Source organism: Streptomyces sp. NBC_00647 (genome assembly GCF_045207245.1).
Taxonomy (GTDB): domain Bacteria; phylum Actinomycetota; class Actinomycetes; order Streptomycetales; family Streptomycetaceae; genus Streptomyces.
Genome location: NZ_CP109040.1, coordinates 2,785,083 through 2,804,886, shown reverse-complemented (window position 1 = coordinate 2,804,886; position 19,804 = coordinate 2,785,083). Strand labels below are relative to the sequence as shown.

Here is a 19,804-nt window from a genome sequence, read left to right as displayed (position 1 = left end):
CATGAGCGGAATTCTCGAGGGCAAGCGCGTCCTCATCACCGGTGTGCTGATGGAGTCCTCCATCGCCTTCCACACCGCCAAGCTGGCCCAGGAGCAGGGCGCCGAGATCATCCTGACCGCGTTCCCGCGGCCCACGCTGACCGAGCGCATCGCCAGGAAGCTCCCGAAGCCCACCAAGGTCATCGAGCTCGACGTCACCAACGACGAGCACCTCGGCCGCCTCGCCGAAGTCGTGGGCGAGGAGCTGGGCAACCTCGACGGCGTCGTGCACTCCATCGGCTTCGCGCCGCAGGACGCCCTCGGCGGCAACTTCCTCAACACGCCGTTCGAGTCGGTCGCCACGGCCATGCACGTGTCGGCGTTCTCCCTGAAGTCGCTGACCATGGCCTGCCTGCCGCTGATGCAGAACGGCGGCTCCGTCGTCGGCCTCACCTTCGACGCGCAGTACGCCTGGCCGCAGTACGACTGGATGGGCCCGGCCAAGGCCGCCCTGGAGGCCACCAGCCGCTACATGGCGCGCGACCTGGGCAAGCAGAACATCCGCTGCAACCTCATCTCGGCGGGCCCGATCGGCTCCATGGCCGCCAAGTCCATCCCGGGCTTCGGCGAGCTCGCCTCGGTGTGGGACAGCCGCGCGCCCCTGGAGTGGGACCTCAAGGACCCGGAGCCGGCCGGCAAGGGCGTCGTCGCCCTGCTGAGCGACTGGTTCCCGAAGACCACGGGCGAGATCATCCACGTGGACGGCGGTCTGCACGCCATCGGCGCGTAAGCGCCCACGCACGGCGTCGACGCCCCGTTTCCCGCAGCGCGCGGGGAGCGGGGCGTCGCCCGTTCGGCCCATTCGACCGGGCGCCCCGGACCCCGTGGCCCGCAGGCTGGAAGGACGCACCGCCCCGCAGCCGTACGGCCGAGGAGGTCCCCTTGTGCGCCTGTCCCGCCGCTTTGCTCCGGTGTTCGCCGCTGTCGCTCTGGTGATGGCCGTGCCGTACGACGCGATGCCCCACCCACGCGTGGAGGGCGTGAACGCGGGGTCCCGGCCCGCCGCGCCCCAGCCGTTCGGCGCCGCGTGCCGGACCACGGTCACCGGCTCCCATGTCGTCGCGTACTGCCACAACCCCTATGTGGACACCGACCGCGTCCGGCTGCACATCGAGTGCGCCCGCTGGTGGGACATCGACACCGACAGCGCCCCGGTCGACGTGGGACCCGCGGCCACGGTGCGGCTGACCGGCCGGTGCTGGAAGGAGGTCCGCGCGGTCTGGATCACCCACGGGACCTGACGTGAGCCGCCGGGACCTGGGACCTGTCGGTCAGCCGCCGGGGCGGATGCCCTGCGCCTGTCCCGGGCCGCCCGGCCGTCCCGGCCGGCACTGGAACGGATAGCTCGCGGCTTCCGCGGCCGCGGCCTCCGCGTCGCCCGTGCGGATCGCGTCGACCAGTCGCGCGTGGTCCATGTACGTCTCCGGCGTCAGTTCCTTGCCGACGTCCTCGCGCAGCCAGTCGCGCAGCACCTCTCCCAGATCCGCGTACATCGCCGTCATGACGTCATTGCGGGACGCGGCCACCACCGCCATGTGGAAAGTCGCGTCGGCGGCCACGAAGGCCTCCGCGTCGCCCGATTCCCAGGCCTCCTCGCGGCGTACGAGGAGCGCGTCCAGCTGCTTGAGATCGCGCTCGGTGCGCCGCTCGGCGGCCAGCCTGGCGGCGCTCGACTCCAGGGTGGAACGCAGTTCGGCGATGTGCCGCGGGTCGGCGTCCGCGAACCGGCGGTGCATCACGCCCGCCAGCTCGCTGGTCGCCACGACGTAGGTGCCGGAGCCCTGCCGGATGTCCAGCAGCCCGTTGTGGGCGAGCGCCCGGACCGCCTCACGCACCGTGTTGCGGGCGACACCGAGCTGATCGACGAGCTCCGGCTCGGTGGGGATACGGGACCCCACCGGCCACTCGCCCGAGGTGATCTGGTTCCGCAGCTCGGAGATGACCTGCTCGGACAGGGCCGAACGGCGGGGGTGGCTCAGCGGCATGACGGTCCTTCGTACGGGCCCGAGTGTGGTCGTTCGCGCCGGGCTACAGGATCCGGAGATTAACGCAGCGGGTTGGACAGCCAATCATCCCATGATTCTATGATGGGGAGCATGGCCCCCGAGGAAACCCGGACGACGATGACGTCCCCAGCGATACGTCGCTCCACCGAGAGCACGGCACCCGGAACGCCCGCCACGCGCGCGTGGACGACGCGGCTCGTGGTCGTCGGCATCGTCCTCACCGCGCTCAACCTGCGCCCGGCCATCACCAGCCTCGGCGCCCTCCTCGAAGAAGTGCGCGACGGGCTCGGCATGAGCGGCAGCGTCGCCGGCCTGCTCACCTCCGTGCCGCCCCTCTGCTTCGCCGTCTTCGGGGTGACGGCCCCCCGGCTCGCCCGCCGCTTCGGGCCCGCCGCCGTCGTCTGCGCGGGCATGGTCGCCATCACGACGGGCCTGGCCCTGCGCCCGTACATCGGGGGCACGGCCGGCTTCCTGGCCGCCAGCGCGCTCGCGCTCATGGGCATCGCCGTCAGCAACGTCCTGATGCCCGTCATCGTCAAGCGCTGGTTCCCCGACCGGGTCGGGTCCATGACGGGCCTGTACTCGATGGCCCTCGCGCTCGGCACCTCGACCGCGGCCGCGGTGACCGTCCCCATGACCGGCGCCCTGGGAGGCGACTGGCAGTCCGGGCTCGTGGTCTGGGCCGGACTCGCGGCGGCGGCCGTCCTCCCGTGGATTGCGCTGGTACGCACGCGGGGCGCCGTATCCCGCCCCGACGACCGCGCGTCTGCCGCGTCCGGCAGCACCCGGCACGAGCCCGACGGCCTGCGCATCACCCGCAGCCGTACCGCCTGGGCGCTCGCCGTCTTCTTCGGCCTCCAGGCCACCGCCGCCTACATCACGATGGGCTGGATGGCGCAGATCTTCCGCGACGCGGGCGTCGCCGCCGGCACCGCCGGACTGCTCCTCGCTGTCACGATGGTGATGGGTGTGCCGCTGGCCTTCGTCATCCCGCGCCTCGCCACCCGCCTGGCCCACCAGGGGCCCATCGTGGTCGCCCTCGGCGTCTGCGGGCTCGCCGGTTACGCGGGCCTCTATCTGGCACCTGCGGCGGGTGCCTGGGCCTGGGCCCTGCTGCTCGGCGTCTCCAACTGCGCCTTTCCGCTGGCCCTCACCATGGTCGGCATGAGGGCCCGGACCGGCGCGGGCGTCGCCAAGCTGTCGGCGTTCGCCCAGAGCACCGGCTATCTGCTCTCGATCCCGGGCCCCCTGCTCGTGGGCGTGCTCTACCAGCACAGCGGCGGCTGGGGCCTGCCGCTCGCGATGATGGCGGCGCTGATGATTCCGCAGATCGGCGTCGGCATCCTGGCGGGCCGCGACCGCACGGTGGAGGACGAGGCGGCGGGCTGACCCCTGGCCCGGCCGCCGCCGGGGAGGCGGGCCCCGGCGGCGGCCGGGCGCACCCGTGGTGCGAGAATGACCGCATGCCTGTGCTCGACCCGAACCCCCCGAACGGTCAGAAGAAGCTGCTCCTCGTGTTCGGCGCGATGCTGGCCATCACGGTGATCATCGGCATCGTCGCGTCCATCGCGTCACCGTGAACGGCGAAGCCCCGCGCCCGGCGGCGTCGCGCTGACCGCCGCGGCATCCGTGCCGTGACGCCCCGCTCGCCCCTCCGGGACACGTCGTCCCCGACGGCGACCCGCTCTCGGGCCCGGGGGTGGGGCTAACCCCCCGTCCCCTAGGGGGTGAGTGTCAGGGTCAAGTGGGTGGATCACCGGATGGGTTGAGGACCGCGGAGTCCGTAGTTTCGAGTTGTGGCCGCGAGAGGCGGCCCAGGGACCACTCGAAGACTCACGGAGGCGGCATGTCGGCCCATACGCACACCCGGCCCCACCCGGCGACCACGGGCCGCGTGGACATCCGACTGCCCTGGTGGGCCCTCGCCCTGCCGGTGCTCGCCTTCGTTACCCTGCTGCTCATGATCCTCAACCCGGCGGACGCGCATGCCGCGGGCAGCGACCCGGCGATCACGCACGTGTTCGAACGTATCCAGCAGACCGTACTGAACAACACCCCGTGAGCCGCTCCGGCCCCGCGCCCCGTCGCACCCCCTGGCGCCCCTGAGCCCCACCACTCGCCCCACCGGCTCACCACGGCAGCCCATGCCACCTCGGCAGACCGCGCCGGAACAGCCGTACGGCCGCCGAACCGCCGCCCGCCGCCGAACCGTCCCCGGTCGAACCGCGCCCTCCCCGGTCGAACCGCGCCCTTCCCCGAAGACGGGCGCCGCCCCGCTCCCGGGCAGACCTCTTCACCCATGAAGGGGTACGGCATCACCCCTGACGGGGCAGGGCATCACCCCCGCCGGGGGAGCGCATCAACTCCCTGCGCCCCATGGCATGTTTCGTGCGAAGCTGGGACGCATGAGCGTCGCAGAACCCCGCAGGATTGTCCTCTTCCGGCATGCGAAAGCCGACTGGCCGCAGATGTCCGACCATGAGCGGCCGCTCGCCGACCGGGGCCGCATGGACGCCGCCGTCGCCGGACGCAGGCTGGCCGACACCGGCATCCCCTTCGACCTGGCCCTCTGCTCCACCGCGATCCGGACCCGCGAGACGTGGAAGCACGCCGTCCAGGAGCTCCCGCACCGGCCGAAAACGGTCTATGAGGAGCGGCTCTACGAAGCCTCGCCCGGCGAGCTGATCGCCGTGCTCAACGAAACCCCGGACGACGCGACGGACGTGATCCTCATCGGTCACAACCCGGGCGTACACGGCCTCGCCGACATCCTGGCGGGCCGGGCCGAGGGCGACACCCGCGCCCGGATGAACGCCCATGGTTTCCACACCGCCGCTTTCGCGGTGCTCTCCTTCGACGGCCCGTGGAAATCGCTGGAGCCCGGATCGGCCGCCCTGACCGACTACTGGGCGCCGACGGAGTGAACCCACCCCTACGTCGACGGGGGCCCGGCACCACCACGGTGCCGGGCCCCCGTCCGTCGTAGGACGTCACTCAGTGGGCGATGTCGTCCTTGTGCATGTCGGCGGCCTCGACCTCTTCACGGGTGACGCCCAGCAGATACAGGACCGTGTCGAGGAACGGGAAGTTCACCGCGGTGTGCGCGGCCTGCCGCACCACCGGCTTGGCGTTGAACGCGACCCCGAGGCCGGCGGCGTTGAGCATGTCGAGGTCGTTGGCGCCGTCGCCGATCGCCACGGTCTGGGCCAGCGGCACCCCGGCCTCGGCGGCGAACCGGCGCAGCAGCCGCGCCTTGCCCGCCCGGTCCACGATCTCCCCGGTGACCCGGCCGGTCAGCTTCCCGTCGACGATCTCCAGCGTGTTGGCCTGGGCGAAGTCGAGCCCGAGCCGCTCCTTCAGATCGTCGGTCACCTGCGTGAACCCGCCGGAGACGACGCCGACTTGGAAGCCGAGCCGCTTCAGCGTACGAATCAGTGTGCGTGCGCCCGGAGTGAGCCGCACCTCCTCACGCACCTTCTGCACCACCGACGCGTCCAGCCCCTCGAGGAGCGCGACACGGGCGTGCAGGGACTGCTCGAAGTCCAGCTCACCACGCATCGCGGCCGCGGTGACCCCGGCGACCTCGTCCTCGCACCCGGCGTGCGCGGCGAAGAGCTCGATCACCTCGTCCTGGATGAGAGTGGAGTCCACGTCCATCACGACAAGACGCTGGGCCCGCCGGTGCAGGCCCGCCGCCACCACGGCGATGTCCACACCGAGTGCCGCGGCCTCGGTCACCAGCGCGGTGCGCAGGGCCTCGGTCTCGGTACCGGACACGGCGAACTCGACCGCGGTCACCGGGTACTTGGCCAGCCGGAAGATACGGTCGATGTTGCCGCCGGTCTTCGTGATCCGCGCGGCGATGGCGGCCGTCGACTCCGCGGTGAGGGGATGCCCGAGCACCGTGACGAGCGAACGTCCGGATCCGCGGGGACGGTTGTCGCCGAGGCCGGAGATGATCTCCGCCTGCATCTTCATCGATTCCGCCCAGCTGTGGACGGTGGACCGCAGATCGCCTTCGAGGCCGGAGGGCGGCTCGGTCACGAGCGCGCACAGCACGATCCGGCCGCGGGTGACGACCTGCTCGATGTCGACGACGTCGACCGAGAAGGCGGCGAGGGTGTCGAAGAGTCCGGCGGTGATGCCCGGCCGGTCCTTGCCGAAGATCTTGACAAGAAGAGTGGGCACATCAGGGGTCTGCGAAGCGCTCATGGTGCTCCCACCGTATCCGGCACCCAGTGCCGCCCGCCCGCCCGGTCCGCCTAGCGGACACAGAACACTGGGTGACACCCGAGCGGCACACCGGTGACATTTTGCCGCTCCCCCTGACGGGGCGCGACATCAACCCCCACAACCCCACTCCTACGCCTCCCGAACCCCGGCCCCAGATCCCCCGAACCACCCCGACCCACTGAACCCCGGGTTTCCCAGCCCCCGAACCCAGGGCCTCCCGGACCCCCGGCCCCCGGGGACCCCTCCCTGGCCCCCCGGACCCCCGGACCCCACAAGCTTCTTTCGCCCCCTCCGCCCCTACCCTTCCCACCCCTGGGGCTCCGCCCCAGACCCCGCTCCTCAAACGCCGGAGGGGCTGAAATTTTCCCCGGCCGGGCTGATAGGAACTTCCACGGACCGGGCTGACAGGACCTTCCACCGGCCGGGGCTGCCAGGGCCTTCCACCGGGCCGGGGCTGCCAGGGCCTTCCACCGGGCCAGCGATGAAAGGGAATCTCGCCTCGGCCGGGGCGGGAAAGCGGAATCGCACCCGCAGCCACAAAGTGCACCAGTAGGGCGACGCCGGAGCCACGAAGCACCCGCACTCGTCCACGCCCCGGTGGGGCAACGCAGCCGCGAAGCACCCGCTCCCGTCCCCGCACCAGTAGGGCGACGCCGGAGCCACGAAGCACCCGCACTCGTCCACGCCCCGGTGGGGCAACGCAGCCGCGAAGCACCCGCTCCCGTCCCCGCACCAGTAGGGCGACGCCCGAGCCGCGAAGCACCCGCACCCGTCCACGCACGGGAGGGGCCGTGCCGGTACATCCCTGATGTCCGTCGCTTACGTTCGGATCGAGCAGCAGTTCGCACAGGTAGCCCACGTCTGATCCAGCGGCGACGGACTGGGATGTACCGGCACGGCCCCGACCCACCCACCGGACCGCAGCCCGTAACGCCAGCGCGAGCGAATCCGTACCCGTACCCGCCGCACGAGGCGAACCCTCAACGCCGAGGCCTGCGCGGCGGAGGCGGCGGCCCCTCGTCCGGCGGGGGAGGAGGCGGCGGAGGCCCGTCCTGCCTCCGCTTCGGCGGGGGCCCGACCGGCCCCACCACCGTGGGCGCCCCGTACACATCACCGGGCGCCCGTGAACCCCCCGGCGCCGGCCCCCGATCCTCCTGCTCCCGCAACTCGTCCGGCACCCTCAGATAGGGATTGGTCTCCGGGTTGGGCGCCCGATACGACCGCTGAGGCCGATACGGCCCGGCCCCAGCCCCAGCCCCCGCACCCAAACCCACCCCAGTACCCGCACCCGCACCCACACCCGAACCCGAACCAACCCCCCCAACCCCCCCAAGCCCCCCACCAACCAAGTCACCCCGTGCCAGCCCAGCCGCCCTCCGCCCCGCAGCCCCACTCGCACAAGCCAGCAACGCCCCCGCCGCCCCTGCCCCCGCCCCCCACCCGACACCGAGCAGCAACGCCACCCCCAGTCGCCCGTGCAACTCGATCCCCGCCCCGAACGCGTCGAAGCCGAGTACGGACAGCGAGGCGTCCACCGACACCTCCGTCAGCCAGGCGAGCAGCGGCAGCGCCAGCGCCGTCACGGCCCCGAGCCGCAAGGCGCACCGCCCCGCGAACCGCAGCGCACTGTCGCCCCGTACATCTGAGGCACCCGGTGCTCCCGCAACGGTGGCACCCCCAGCCCGTACAAATGGCGTACGCGCGGCCGTCAGGACGCCCGCGTACAGCATCATGAGTGCGGCGGCGACCCCCAACAGCCATACGCGCCCGTCGAGTTCGGCGAGCCGCCCGAGGGTGACGGGCCGGTCGGTGTCGACGGCCAGCAGCTTGTCGAGCGGGTCGGGCAGCAGCTTGGCGAGCTCGCCCGTCGCCTTGCCGTCCCAGGGCACGAAGAGCCCGACGGGGATGCCCAGCCACACACCGTTGGGGGCGCCGAGCAGCGCCGCTCCCGCGATCCGCTTCGGATGGTCGTCCCCGATCGCCGCGTACGCCGCCGCCGCGAGCCCCGCCAGGACCGCGACCAGCAGGACCGCGACGAGCGAGGAGACGGCCGGCCGCACCGCGCGGTGCACGACGTCCCAGCCGCGGGGCAACGGCGTACGCCGGGAGGCCAGCAGGGCGATCAGCAGGACTCCGGCGGCCCACGCGGCCCCGCCGAGCAGCGTCGGCGCGGTGTCCACGGAGAAGCCCACCGCCGCCTTCGCGTCCACCAGGTCGCCGATCTTGTCGGGCAGCAGACCGCCCAGATCCCCGAGCCCGCCCGGGAGTTTGTCCGTGATGTCCCCGAGTCCGCCGCCACCGCCCGTGACCTTGTCGAGCCCGAGCTCCCCGCCGTCGATGGTGATGACGTCGTGGCCGGCCCAGGCGAGCCCGCCCAGTGTCGCCACGAAGAGGACGATCACCGATCCGGCCCGCGCCAGGAGTTCGGAGGGCGTGATGACAACTCCGGCCCCGCGCAAGGACCGTAGGAAGAACCACGACATCAGCAGCGCGCCGACCAGCCCGACACCCAGTGGCGTGATCTGGATGGCGGTGTGCGCCTCCGCTCCCTTCAGGCCGAAGGCGGAGACATCGCCGGACGGCGTCACCGCACCATTGGCCCCAAGGGCCACCACCGCCGCGGTCATCGGGCCGAGCGAGGCCGTCGCATCGGCCCCGAGCAGGTGCAGACCGAGCGCGGCGGTGCCCGCCATGCCGATCAACGCCCAGCTCACGGAGGCGATCGCGGACAGCAGGACATCCCCCCACGGCACACTCCTGGTGCTCCCGCCGTGGTGTGTCGTTCCGATGCTCATCGCAAGACCCCCCGATCCGCGCAGCGGCGATCCCCGCGTATGTCCCCCTCGCGTGGGATTACCACTCTCCGGGCCGGTTTCAACCCCGTCAACGGAAACGGGCAACTCGCCCGTACCCATCCTTCACATGGCCCGACTTTCGGTCAGGGGGCCTCTACTGAAATAGTTCCCCACGATGTTCGACATCCCTAGACTCCCTGCGATGGGGTAACTCGGGGGACAACTCAGTGGGGCTGGAGTGCCGGAACTCGTACTGGAATTGAATGGACGGACCTGGACGCTCGATGCGACCAGGCCCTACGCCCTCGGACGTGATCCGCAGGGGGACATCGTGCTCGAGGACGCCAGGGTCTCCTGGCGTCACGCCACGATCAGCTGGAACGGCCGTAGTTGGGTCATCGACGACCACGGGAGCACCAACGGCACGTTCGTACAGGGGCAGCGGATCCACCAGATGGAGATCGGCCCCGGTTCGGCCGTGCACCTCGGCAACGCGACCGACGGACCCCGCCTGAGCCTGTCCGGCGCGGCGGCCTCGGTGGCGCAGCCGCAGCAGCAGCCGTTCGCGGCTCAGGGCGCCGGACCCGGCTGGGCTCAGCAGCCGACGCCGCAGTCGCCGGAGCAGGCCCGGTCGCCGCAGCAGGCGGGGAGCATCCCGCAGCAGCAGGGACCCGGTGGTGGCGCGGGGGCGCCGCCGGTCTACGGCGACCGCAGCCCGACGACGTTCCACCAGTTCTCGCTCGGCCGTGTGATGCGCATCGGCCGTGCGCTGGAGAACGAACTGGTGGTCTCCGACCTCCAGGTCTCGCGCAATCACGCCGAGTTCCACGCGACGCCGGACGGCCGCTTCGAGATCCGCGACCTCGGCTCGCACAACGGCACGTACGTCAACGGTATGCCGATCGCCAAGGGCGGCTCAGCGCTGCTCGGCCCGAACGACATCGTCGGCGTCGGCCACTCGACGTTCCGCCTGGTCGGCGACCGTCTCGAGGAGTTCGTCGACACCGGTGAGGTCTCCTTCTCGGCCCGCCATCTGACGGTCACCGTCGACGGCGGCAAGCAGATCCTCAAGGACGTCTCCTTCGGCGTACCCGAGAAGTCGCTCGTCGCGGTCATCGGCCCGTCGGGCTCCGGCAAGTCGACGCTCCTGAAGGCGCTCACGGGCTACCGCCCCGCCAACCAGGGCGATGTCCTCTACGACAACCGGAACCTGTACAAGCAGTTCGCCGAGCTGCGTCAGCGCATCGGTCTGGTCCCGCAGGACGACATCCTGCACAAGGAACTGACCGTCAAGAAGGCCCTCAAGTACGCGGCCAAGCTGCGCTTCCCCGCGGACACCACGGTCCAGGAGCGCGAGGCCCGCATCGACGAGGTGCTGCGCGAGCTGAAGCTGGACATCCACAAGGAGAAGAAGGTCACCTCCCTCTCCGGTGGCCAGCGCAAGCGTGTCTCGGTGGCCCTGGAGCTGCTCACCAAGCCGTCGCTGATCTTCCTGGACGAGCCGACCTCCGGTCTCGACCCGGGCATGGACCGCGATGTCATGCAGCTGCTGCGCGGCCTCGCCGACGACGGCCGTACGGTCCTGGTCGTCACCCACTCGGTGGCCGAGCTGGCGATCTGCGACAAGCTCCTCGTGATGGCGCCGGGCGGCTCCGTCGCCTACTTCGGTCCGCCGGAAGAGGCGCTGAACTTCTTCGGCTACGAGACCTGGGCCGACGTCTTCTCCGCGTTCGAGAACTACCGCGACTACGACTGGGCGGGCCGCTGGAAGGGCTCGCAGCACTACCAGATGTACGCCGCGGACATCGACGCGGTGGCTCCGCAGTCGACGCAGATGCCGTCCGCGCAGGCGATGAAGCCGCCGAAGCCGCAGAGCTGGGGCTCCCAGCTGATGACGCTGATCCGCCGCTACACCTCGGTGATCGCGTCGGACAAGGGCTTCCTGGCGCTGACGGTGATCCTGCCGGCGGTCCTGGGCTCGGTCAGCCTGCTCATCGACAGCGGCAAGACGCTGCTGGTCAACGACAAGGTGCTGCCCTCGGGCGCGCATGTCGCGAACGGCACGGCCACGACCGTGCTCCTGATCCTCGCGGTCGGAGCGTGCTTCGCGGGCGCCGCCAACTCGGTGCGTGAGCTGATCAAGGAACGGGTGATCTACGAGCGGGAACGCGCGACGGGTCTGTCACGCTCGGCCTACCTGATGTCCAAGGTGATCGTCCTCGGCGTGATCACCCTGCTGCAGGGTGCTCTGGTCGGTGCCATCGGCTTCGGCAGCCGCGAGGTCCCGTCCGAGGGGCTGATCCTCAAGAGCCTGCCCAAGCTCGAACTCACCCTGCCGATCATGGCTCTCGGCTTCGTGTCGATGATGTTCGGACTGATCATCTCTTCGCTGGTGAAGACCGCGGAGAAGACGATGCCGCTCCTGGTCATGTTCGCGATCGTCCAGGTCGTCTTCACCGGCTGCCTGTTCATCCTGAACGGCACACTCGGTGTCAACCAGTTCTCGTACCTGATGCCGGCCCGCTGGGCGGTGGCCGCCTCGGGCGCCACGCTGGACCTGAACAACATCTTCCCGAACCAGGACGACCCGACGAGCACGGACCCGTTGTGGGACCACACGGCCGGGGCCTGGACGATCGACATGATCGCCCTGATCGCCCTCGGTGTGATCTGCGGCTTCTTCGTGGCCCGCTTCCTGCGCCGCCACGAGCCCGAGGTCATGCGCAAGTAGAGGCCCGGGAACGACGCGAGGGCGGCACCCCTGATCGGGGTGCCGCCCTTCGGCGTCTGTGGGGAACTCCGCGCTGAGTCCTCAGTACGCGCTGTTCACGTTGTCCATGGAACCGTACTTGTCGGCGGCGTAGTTGCAGGCGGCGGTGATGTTGGCGACCGGGTTGTAGATGTCCCACGAGGTGCCGGCCACGTGGTACGCCTTGAACGTCGGCGGGATGACCTGCAGCAGGCCCTTCGACGGGATGCCGTTGATGGCGTTGATGTCCCAGTTGTTGATGGCCATCGGGTTGCCCGAGGACTCACGCATGATGTTCTTGTGCAGCCCCTGGTAGGTGCCGGGGATGCCCTTGGCCTTCATGATGTCGAGGGACTCGCGGATCCAGCCGTCGAGGTTGTTCGCGTACGTCTTCGCGGCGACCGTCTCGATCTTGATGCGCTGCGTCGAGCGGCTCGCGGCAGCGGCCTTGGCACGCGACGCGGCGGCCTTCTTCTTCGCGGCGGCCTGGGCGGCCGCCTTCTTCTTCGCGGCCGCGGCGTCTGCGGCCTTCTTCTTCGCGGCGGCCGTGGCGTCGGCTGCGGCGTCGGCCGCGGCCTTCTTCTTCGCCGCGATCGCCTGGGCCTTCAGGTCGGCGCCGGCCAGCTGGTCGGTGACGCTGGCCTTGACGTCCTTGATCTGCTGCTCGCTGTAGGCGACCTTCGCCGAGGAGACGGCGGCGTCGTCCGTGGTGGTCTGGGAGTTGCCCGGTACCAGGGAGAACGCGAGGGCGGCGGCACCGAGGGTGGCCACACCGGCGATCGAGAGCTTGTGAAGCTTGGTCAGCTTCGGAGTATGTCCAGGAGTGGTGATGTTCTTGGGCATGACTGATAGACCTCTTCGAATAGCGCGGAGGTCGCTCTTCGTCCCGGCGGGGGACAGTGTGTTTCCGGAACAAACGCCGCGGGGTTGAACCCGCGGCGCTGAGCGACAACGCAATTCTTAGCGGCCGCAAAATGCTCTGGCAAAGGTGTGACCTACGAAGCCAGGTAGTGGACACGGAAGGGGCAAATCGGGGCAGACTGGCACGTCTTCCCTGCTCACCTTGTCCCTTTTATCTCCTATGCTCCTTCGTACGTGACCTGGACCCTATGCGCGGGCTCACACGGGCCTCAGGTCATTCTGACCGGCAGTTGCGAGAGCAATGCTCAGAGTGAGGCTCCTCGTCCGGGAGGATGAGGTGCACGTCCCCGAACTCGTGCCAGAGGTAGCGCAAGCGCAGTGCCTCCTCGTACCCGCGGTCGATCGCCGCCCCTCCGGCGATCGCCTCCAGCATCAGCAGATGCGAGGCCTCCGGCTCGTGCAGCCCGGTCAGCAGCCCGTCGACCGCCCGTACGCCGCGCTCCGGGGTCACCACGAGCCCGGTCCAGCCCTTCGCCGCCCGGACCAGCCCGTCGGACCCGGTCGCGGATTCCACGGCCCGCACGGCCGTCGTACCGACCGCGACGATCCGGCCGCCGCCGGCCCGCGCCGCGTTGATCATCCGGGCCGACGCCTCCGGCACCTCGTACCGCTCCGGATACGGCGGCTCGTGCGCCTCCGCCGACGCGACACCCGTGTGCAGCGTGATCGGCGCGAACTGCACACCCCGGCTCACCAGCTCCGCCACCAGGCGCGCGGTGAAGGGGCGCGCCGCGCTCGGCATCTCCGCGCTCCCCGCGCCGTCGTCCGACGGCAGCGCGAACACCGTCCGGTACACGGACAACGGCTGGTCCCGTTCCGTATAGGAGTAGCGAATGGGCCGCCCGTACCGCCGCAGCATCCCCAGCACGTCCGCGTCCGGAGCCCGCCCCCACCACAGCCGCGGACTGCGCGCGGTCAGCGGCTCCTCCAGGACGAGGTGTACGTCCCCGGGCAGCCGCACCACTGTCCCCGCGGGTCCGCCCGCACGCGCACGCGTGGTCCCCGTGCCGTCGGGATCCCGCAGCTCGACCGCCCACCGTCCGTCGTCGCCCCGCGTGGAGAAATGGACCACCACGCGCGCGTGGCCGATCCGCCCGTCCACGGCCGCCGCCAGCGTGGCCGAGGTGTTGACGATCAGCAGATCACCGGCCCTCAGCAGCCGGGGCAGCTCCACGAACGCGTGATGGGAGACCTCGGTACCGCGCGACACCAGCAGCCGTACGGAATCCCGGTCGCGACCCGGACCGCGCTGCTCGGCGGGCACCCGCGCCGACAGCTCCTCCGGCACCGTTCCCCACTCCCGGCCGCGCCCGACCGGAGGAACCCCCATCGCCGTGGTCATCGCCCCTCCAGCAGGGCCGGAGCCGCGTAGCGCCCACTGGCCGGCCGTTCCTCCAGCAGGCGCAGAAAAGCCGGCACCACACTGTCCGGCGCCGGCCGCGGATCGTCGTCCTCCGGTACGGCCGCCGTATAGAGGTCCGTGCCCATGTCCCCGGGGTCCACGGCCCAGACCCGCAGGCCGGGCTCCTCCTCACCGAGAACCGCCGAGAGATGGTCGAGCGCGGCCTTCGAGGCGCCGTAGCCGCCCCATGTCTCGTACGCCTCCGCCGCGGCGTCCGAGCTGATGTCGACCACCGTGCCCGCCCCGGCCGCCCGCAGCAGCGGCAGCGCCTCCTGGATCAGGCCCAGCGCGGCGACCACGTTGACCTCCAGGGCCCGCCGCAACCCGTCCAGACCCAGCTCCTCCAGGCGCACCAGCGGCTCGGCACCCAGCGCGCTCGCGTTGTTCACCAGGAGGTCGACACCACCCAGCTTCCGGGCCGCCGCCACCAGCTCGGCACGGTGACCGGCGTCCGTCACGTCCCCGGGCAGGGCCTCCACACGCCCCCCGTACGCGGACAGGGCCACCGCGGTCTCCTCCAGCACCCCGGCCGTCCTGGCGTCGAGCACCAGATCCCAGCCGCGCTCCGCCAGAGCCGCGCCGAGCGCCCTCCCCAGTCCCTTCGAGGCCCCCGTGATGATCGCTACCGGCATGACATCCGTCCCCTCGTCCCTGGCCCGCCTTCCCGGCGGGTGTCCTCACGGTAGGAACGGGGACCGCCCGGGCGCCTCGTGCGCGGGCCGCAATGATCAGGGGTCCTTCGGCCTAGGCCCAATGGCCCGGGCGAGCGCCATCACGGGTCCGATACGCGCTGTCACACCCCGCCGGTAGTTTGGGGTCATGAGTCATGGACCCCGGTCCGGCCTGTACGCGGTGAGCTCCGCGCTGCTGGCCATGAGCAGGCACCTCGAAGTGCGCGACGTCCTCAAGACGATCGTCGCTTCGGCCCGCGAGCTGCTGGACGCGCAGTACGCGGCGCTCGGTGTGCCCGACGACCACGGCGGCTTCGCCCAGTTCGTCGTCGACGGGGTCAGCGACGCCCAGTGGAAGGCCATCGGACCGCTCCCGCGCCAGCACGGCATCCTCGCCGCGATGCTGCGCGAGGCCCGCCCCGAGCGCCTGGCGGACGTGCGCAAGGACCCCCGCTTCGAGGGCTGGCCCGAGGCCCACCCCGACATGTCCGACTTCCTGGGCCTGCCCATCCGCGACGGCGACGAGATCATCGGCGCGCTCTTCCTCGCCAACAAGCTGCGCCCCACGGAGGAGCACCACCCACACCCCCCGGGTCCCGGGAAGGCCGGTGGCTGTGGATTCACCGAGGACGACGAGGAACTCCTCACCATCCTCGCCCAGCACGCGGCGATCGCCCTGACCAACGCCCGGCTCTACGAACGCAGCCGCGAGCTCACGATCGCCGAGGAGCGCTCCCGGCTCGCGCACGAACTGCACGACGCCGTCAGCCAGAAGCTGTTCTCCCTGCGCCTCACCGCGCAGGCCGCCGCCACCCTCGTCGACCGCGACCCCTCCCGCGCGAAGGGCGAACTCCAGCAGGTGGCCGCCCTGGCCGCGGAGGCGACCGAGGAACTGCGCGCCGCCGTCGTCGAGTTGCGCCCCACGGCTCTCGACGAGGACGGCCTGGTCGCCACCCTGCGCACCCAGATCCAGGTCCTCGACCGCGCCCACACCGCGCGCGTCACCTTCTCCAGCAACGGTGTACGGGCGCTGCCCGCCTCCCAGGAGGAGGCGATGCTGAGGGTCTCCCAGGAGGCCCTGCACAACGCGTTGCGGCACTCCGGCGCCACCCGCGTCGCCGTCATCCTGGAGCGACGCGGCCCCGGCGCCGTCCTGCGCGTCACCGACGACGGCAGCGGCTTCGACCCCACCGCGATACGCAGCGCCGGCCGCCACCTCGGCCTGGTGTCGATGCGGGACCGGGCGAGCGGGGTCGGCGGCACACTCACCGTGGAATCGGCGCCCGGAAAGGGCACCATGATCGAGATGGAGGTCCCTGGTGGCTGACGCAATCAAGGTGCTGCTCGTCGACGACCACCAGGTCGTCCGCCGGGGCCTGCGTACCTTCCTCGAAGTGCAGGACGACATCGAGGTCGTCGGAGAGGCGTCCGACGGTGCGGAAGGAGTCGCCCGCGCCGAGGAGCTGAAACCCGACGTCGTCCTCATGGACGTGAAGATGCCGGGGATGGACGGCATCGACGCGCTGCGCAAGCTCCGTGAACTCGCCAACCCCGCACGGGTGCTGATCGTCACCAGCTTCACCGAGCAGCGCACGGTGGTGCCGGCTCTGCGCGCGGGTGCCGCCGGTTACGTCTACAAGGACGTGGATCCCGACGCGCTGGCCGGAGCCATCCGCTCGGTCCACGCCGGGCACATCCTGCTCCAACCCGAGGTCGCGGGCGCCTTGTTGTCCCAGGAGGAGGCCAACTCGGGTCAGGGGAGAGGTGGTTCTCTCACCGAGCGGGAGCGCGAGGTGCTCGGCCTGATCGCGGACGGCCGCTCCAACCGGGAGATCGCCCGCGCCCTCGTCCTCTCCGAGAAGACGGTGAAGACCCACGTTTCGAACATCCTGATGAAGCTCGACCTCGCCGACCGCACCCAGGCCGCCCTCTGGGCCGTCCGTAACGGGATCGCGGGCTGATCGCCGAGGGGCCGCCGAGGGGCCGCCGAGGTGCCGCCCAGCTGGGGAGCAGGCTTCGGCGTACCCCCTCGGCGCTCGGGCGGGACGGCGCGACCGGGCGGCAACTCGGAGGGTTCCGCTCCGGGATGAGATTCATACCGTCGTGTGTATGTCACCCGGATGGCGCATCCTCCGGGAGGCTCGGCCGTTCTCCAGTGCGCTGCGGCGATCTGCCGCGGTGTTCGCGAGGAGGGGTTTCAGAAGTGAAGAACCTGAAGAAGGTCACAGCTGTCGCGATGGTGGCCGGTGGCCTGGTCGCCGCCGGTGCGGGCATGGCGTCGGCGACCGACGGCTCATGGGCGGGCGGCAAGGCCGCGGGCTCCCCGGGCGTCGTCTCCGGGAACGTCGTCCAGGCTCCGGTTCACATCCCCGTGAACGCGGTGGGCAACAGCGTGAACGTCATCGGCCTCCTGAACCCGGCCTTCGGCAACCTCGGCCTCAACCACTGAGGTTCCCCACCGGAACGATCACGACCACCGGCCTTTCGGGGACTCCCCGGGAGGCCGGCCGGGTTGTCGGCTCATCGGCGGACTGAACCGCACGGGGCAATCGGAACGGCCTTCCCGTGCCGTTCCCGGCTTCCCGGCGTTGCTCAGCGTACGACCCGCGGCCGGGTCGGATTCATCACCGCAAGAGGAGCATTTCCCATGAACATCGCCAAGAAGGCCGCCCTGGCCATCACCGTCGCCGGGATCGCCGCGGGCGCCGGCGCCGGTGCCGCTGTCGCCGACGCGGGTGCCGAGGGCGCGGCCGTGAAGTCGCCCGGCGTCGGCTCGGGCAACGTCGTCCAGGTCCCGGTCCACATCCCCGTGAACCTCGTCGGGAACAGCGTGAACGTCATCGGCGCCCTGAACCCGGCGTTCGGCAACACGGGTGTCAACGACTGAGCCACCACCAGCCACAGGGGCCCCGCGAACGGAAACGTTTCGCGGGGCCCTTCCGCGTCGCACAGGCCCATGCGCCGAAGGCCCCCGAGCGTCCGGACACCCAGGGCCCGGCGCCATCGCCGACCGGAACGTCCGGGCACGTGAACCGAGCAGAGGCCCGGCGGTCCCCAGGCGCCGGGGCGACCGAAGCCCCTGGGCACGCGGAGGCCGACTCACCCAGGGACGCGAGCCGCGCAAGTCCCCGACCGGGCGGGGTACCCGAGTGCCCCGCACCTGCGGAACCCGGGGCACTCAGGGCATCCGCGCTCCGCGCCGGGCCGAGCTCAGCGCACGCCGCGCTCGCGCTCCTCCACGAACGCGTTGTACGCGGCCACCTGCGCCCGCCGGGCCGTCCGCTCCACCGGCCGCAGGGCCTCGGCCCGAGCGGCCATCTCCGACGCGCTCACCGCCCCGCCGTGCCCGCTCTCGTGCGCGACGGAAATCAGCGTCCCGACCCGCTGGGCCAGCTCCAACACACGCACCGCACGCGGTGGGTACCCGGGGGCCAGCAGCTCCCGTCCCCGCTCCGCCCGTGCCCGGTACGCCTCGATCGCCGCCTCCGCGACCGGCCCCGACCCGGCCACGTCCAGCCGCGCCAACACCTCCGTGGCCTCGCGGAGGGCCTCCGCCAGCTCCCGCTCGGCCTCCCCGAGCGAGGGCACATCGGCGGGCGGCGCCTCGCGTACGGCGAGACAGCGCCAGACGACCTCGACGTGCACATCACCGTCGGGCCCGGCCTCGTACACCTCCGGCACGAGCCCCAGCGCCGAGCCGTGGCAGACCACGGCCTCCTCGGCTTCGAGCGCGCGCGCATTGAACGCGGGCGGGCCGCTGAGCCCGAGCGGATGCCCCGGCGCGGGCAGCGCGACCCGCAACCCGGTCACCCCGAGCGTGCGCAGCCGGCCGAGGGCGAGCGTGAGCCCGACGGGCCCCGACTCGCCCGGCAACCCCTCGACCCGGTGCACCGCGTCGTCCCCGACGATGGCGAGCACGGCGTCGTCCGGAGAAACAAATCCGGCCAATAGGGCATTTCCCCATGAGGTCAGTTGTCCTGAGCGTGGTTCCGAGAGCATGCCCCCACCCTAAGGACCGGCCGATGGATCGGTGTGGCCGACCGGTGGCGTAGGTTTTCCCTGGGGGCTGCGTCCACAGACGTCAGCGACGGCCGAGACTGCAATGGGAGACAACGCGCTCATGAGCGATGTACTGGAGCTGGAGGACGTATCCGTGGTCCGCGAGGGCCGGGCTCTGGTGGACCAGGTCTCCTGGTCGGTCAAGGAGGGGGAGCGCTGGGTCATCCTCGGCCCCAACGGCGCCGGGAAGACGACCCTCCTGAACGTCGCCTCCAGCTACCTCTTCCCCAGCTCGGGCACCGCCACCATCCTCGGCGAGACCCTCGGCCAGGTCGACGTCTTCGAGCTGCGCCCGCGCATCGGCATCGCCGGTATCGCGATGGCCGAGAAGCTCCCCAAGCGCCAGACGGTCCTGCAGACGGTCCTCACCGCCGCGTACGGCATGACCGCCGGGTGGCACGAGGACTACGAGGACATCGACGAGCAGCGCGCCCGCGCCTTCCTCGACCGCCTCGGCATGAGCGACTACCTGGAGCGCAAGTTCGGCACCCTCTCCGAGGGCGAACGCAAGCGCACCCTGATCGCCCGCGCCCTGATGACCGACCCCGAGCTGCTGCTCCTCGACGAGCCCGCGGCCGGCCTCGACCTCGGCGGCCGTGAGGACCTCGTGCGCCGGCTCGGCCGTCTCGCCCGCGACCCGATCGCCCCCTCCATGATCATGGTCACGCACCATGTCGAGGAGATCGCTCCCGGCTTCACCCACGTCCTGATGATCCGTCAGGGGAAGGTGCTCGCCGCGGGCCCGCTCGAGCTCGAGCTCACCTCGCGCAACCTCTCCCTCTGCTTCGGCCTCCCGCTCGTCGTCGAGCAGGTCGGCGAGCGCTGGACCGCGCAGGGCCTGCCGATGGCCTGAACGGCCACGGCACACGCGGACGCACACCCCTCACCCGGCGTACCCGACTTGATCGCGCGCTCTGTCCGCCGGGGGA

General features: G+C 71.2%; 19 protein-coding genes. 12 read left to right on the top strand and 7 right to left on the bottom strand.

Going from position 1 to position 19,804, the window contains the following annotated elements; translation table 11 throughout:
• The first annotated feature begins 1 nt into the window (after position 1).
• Both fabI and OG788_RS12350 read left to right on the top strand, forming a co-directional pair.
• Positions 2–769: an enoyl-ACP reductase FabI gene (gene fabI / locus OG788_RS12355; RefSeq protein WP_406370702.1), complete on the top strand. Its 768-nt coding sequence runs from the start codon at positions 2–4 to the stop codon at positions 767–769.
• 154 nt (positions 770–923) lie between these two features.
• Complete coding sequence (locus OG788_RS12350) at positions 924–1,280, top strand: hypothetical protein (RefSeq protein WP_406370700.1); 357 nt, start codon at positions 924–926, stop codon at positions 1,278–1,280.
• A 30-nt stretch (positions 1,281–1,310) separates the two neighbouring features.
• Here OG788_RS12350 and OG788_RS12345 read toward each other — a convergent pair whose 3' ends face one another.
• A complete protein-coding gene (locus OG788_RS12345) occupies positions 1,311–2,024 on the bottom strand; it encodes a FadR/GntR family transcriptional regulator (RefSeq protein ID WP_406370699.1) in 714 nt (237 codons plus the stop codon).
• 99 nt (positions 2,025–2,123) lie between these two features.
• Here OG788_RS12345 and OG788_RS12340 point away from each other — a divergent pair, with 99 nt between their 5' ends.
• The 4 genes from OG788_RS12340 (at position 2,124) to OG788_RS12325 (ending at position 4,969) form a co-directional block, all read left to right on the top strand.
• Positions 2,124–3,434: a CynX/NimT family MFS transporter gene (locus OG788_RS12340; protein ID WP_406370697.1), complete on the top strand. Its 1,311-nt coding sequence runs from the start codon at positions 2,124–2,126 to the stop codon at positions 3,432–3,434.
• Between the two features lie 74 nt (positions 3,435–3,508).
• Positions 3,509–3,625, top strand: coding sequence for an SGM_5486 family transporter-associated protein (locus OG788_RS12335; RefSeq protein ID WP_351537703.1), 117 nt, complete (start codon positions 3,509–3,511; stop codon positions 3,623–3,625).
• 266 nt (positions 3,626–3,891) lie between these two features.
• Positions 3,892–4,107 (top strand): hypothetical protein, encoded by a 216-nt coding sequence (locus OG788_RS12330; RefSeq protein WP_356759045.1) that lies wholly within the window; start codon positions 3,892–3,894, stop codon positions 4,105–4,107.
• Positions 4,108–4,450: 343 nt separating this feature from the next.
• On the top strand, positions 4,451–4,969 hold the full coding sequence (locus OG788_RS12325; protein WP_351537713.1) for a histidine phosphatase family protein: 519 nt from the start codon (positions 4,451–4,453) through the stop codon (positions 4,967–4,969).
• A gap of 70 nt (positions 4,970–5,039) precedes the next feature.
• On the opposite strand, the gene serB is transcribed toward OG788_RS12325, so the two are convergent.
• Both serB and OG788_RS12315 read right to left on the bottom strand, forming a co-directional pair.
• On the bottom strand, positions 5,040–6,257 hold the full coding sequence (serB, locus tag OG788_RS12320) for a phosphoserine phosphatase SerB (RefSeq protein ID WP_406370694.1): 1,218 nt from the start codon (positions 6,255–6,257) through the stop codon (positions 5,040–5,042).
• Between the two features lie 1,001 nt (positions 6,258–7,258).
• On the bottom strand, positions 7,259–9,073 hold the full coding sequence (locus tag OG788_RS12315; protein WP_406370692.1) for a streptophobe family protein: 1,815 nt from the start codon (positions 9,071–9,073) through the stop codon (positions 7,259–7,261).
• 238 nt (positions 9,074–9,311) lie between these two features.
• Here OG788_RS12315 and OG788_RS12310 point away from each other — a divergent pair, with 238 nt between their 5' ends.
• Entirely contained in the window at positions 9,312–11,804 is a 2,493-nt protein-coding gene (locus tag OG788_RS12310; protein ID WP_406370690.1) for an FHA domain-containing protein, read from the top strand.
• 81 nt (positions 11,805–11,885) lie between these two features.
• Here OG788_RS12310 and OG788_RS12305 read toward each other — a convergent pair whose 3' ends face one another.
• From OG788_RS12305 to OG788_RS12295, 3 genes are all read right to left on the bottom strand, one after another.
• On the bottom strand, positions 11,886–12,665 hold the full coding sequence (locus tag OG788_RS12305) for a transglycosylase SLT domain-containing protein (RefSeq protein WP_406370688.1): 780 nt from the start codon (positions 12,663–12,665) through the stop codon (positions 11,886–11,888).
• Between the two features lie 292 nt (positions 12,666–12,957).
• On the bottom strand, positions 12,958–14,085 hold the full coding sequence (locus OG788_RS12300; protein ID WP_406370686.1) for an S-adenosylmethionine:tRNA ribosyltransferase-isomerase: 1,128 nt from the start codon (positions 14,083–14,085) through the stop codon (positions 12,958–12,960).
• Complete coding sequence (locus OG788_RS12295; protein WP_351556228.1) at positions 14,082–14,777, bottom strand: SDR family NAD(P)-dependent oxidoreductase; 696 nt, start codon at positions 14,775–14,777, stop codon at positions 14,082–14,084. Before OG788_RS12295 ends, OG788_RS12300 begins: the two co-directional genes overlap by 4 nt.
• Before the next feature lie 187 nt (positions 14,778–14,964).
• Between OG788_RS12295 and OG788_RS12290 the strand changes: the two genes are divergently transcribed.
• The 4 genes from OG788_RS12290 to OG788_RS12275 all read left to right on the top strand — a co-directional run bounded on the left by OG788_RS12290 (position 14,965) and on the right by OG788_RS12275 (position 17,703).
• Entirely contained in the window at positions 14,965–16,143 is a 1,179-nt protein-coding gene (locus OG788_RS12290; RefSeq protein ID WP_406370684.1) for a GAF domain-containing sensor histidine kinase, read from the top strand.
• On the top strand, positions 16,136–16,777 hold the full coding sequence (locus OG788_RS12285; RefSeq protein ID WP_266757150.1) for a response regulator transcription factor: 642 nt from the start codon (positions 16,136–16,138) through the stop codon (positions 16,775–16,777). Before OG788_RS12290 ends, OG788_RS12285 begins: the two co-directional genes overlap by 8 nt.
• A 242-nt stretch (positions 16,778–17,019) precedes the next feature.
• On the top strand, positions 17,020–17,265 hold the full coding sequence (locus OG788_RS12280; RefSeq protein WP_351556234.1) for a chaplin: 246 nt from the start codon (positions 17,020–17,022) through the stop codon (positions 17,263–17,265).
• 198 nt (positions 17,266–17,463) lie between these two features.
• Positions 17,464–17,703, top strand: coding sequence for a chaplin (locus OG788_RS12275; protein WP_351556237.1), 240 nt, complete (start codon positions 17,464–17,466; stop codon positions 17,701–17,703).
• A gap of 323 nt (positions 17,704–18,026) precedes the next feature.
• On the opposite strand, the gene OG788_RS12270 is transcribed toward OG788_RS12275, so the two are convergent.
• A complete protein-coding gene (locus OG788_RS12270; protein ID WP_406370682.1) occupies positions 18,027–18,815 on the bottom strand; it encodes a hypothetical protein in 789 nt (262 codons plus the stop codon).
• A 121-nt stretch (positions 18,816–18,936) separates the two neighbouring features.
• On the opposite strand from OG788_RS12270, the gene OG788_RS12265 reads away from it, so the two are divergent.
• On the top strand, positions 18,937–19,728 hold the full coding sequence (locus tag OG788_RS12265; RefSeq protein ID WP_266757144.1) for an ABC transporter ATP-binding protein: 792 nt from the start codon (positions 18,937–18,939) through the stop codon (positions 19,726–19,728).
• Positions 19,729–19,804 lie beyond the last annotated feature (76 nt).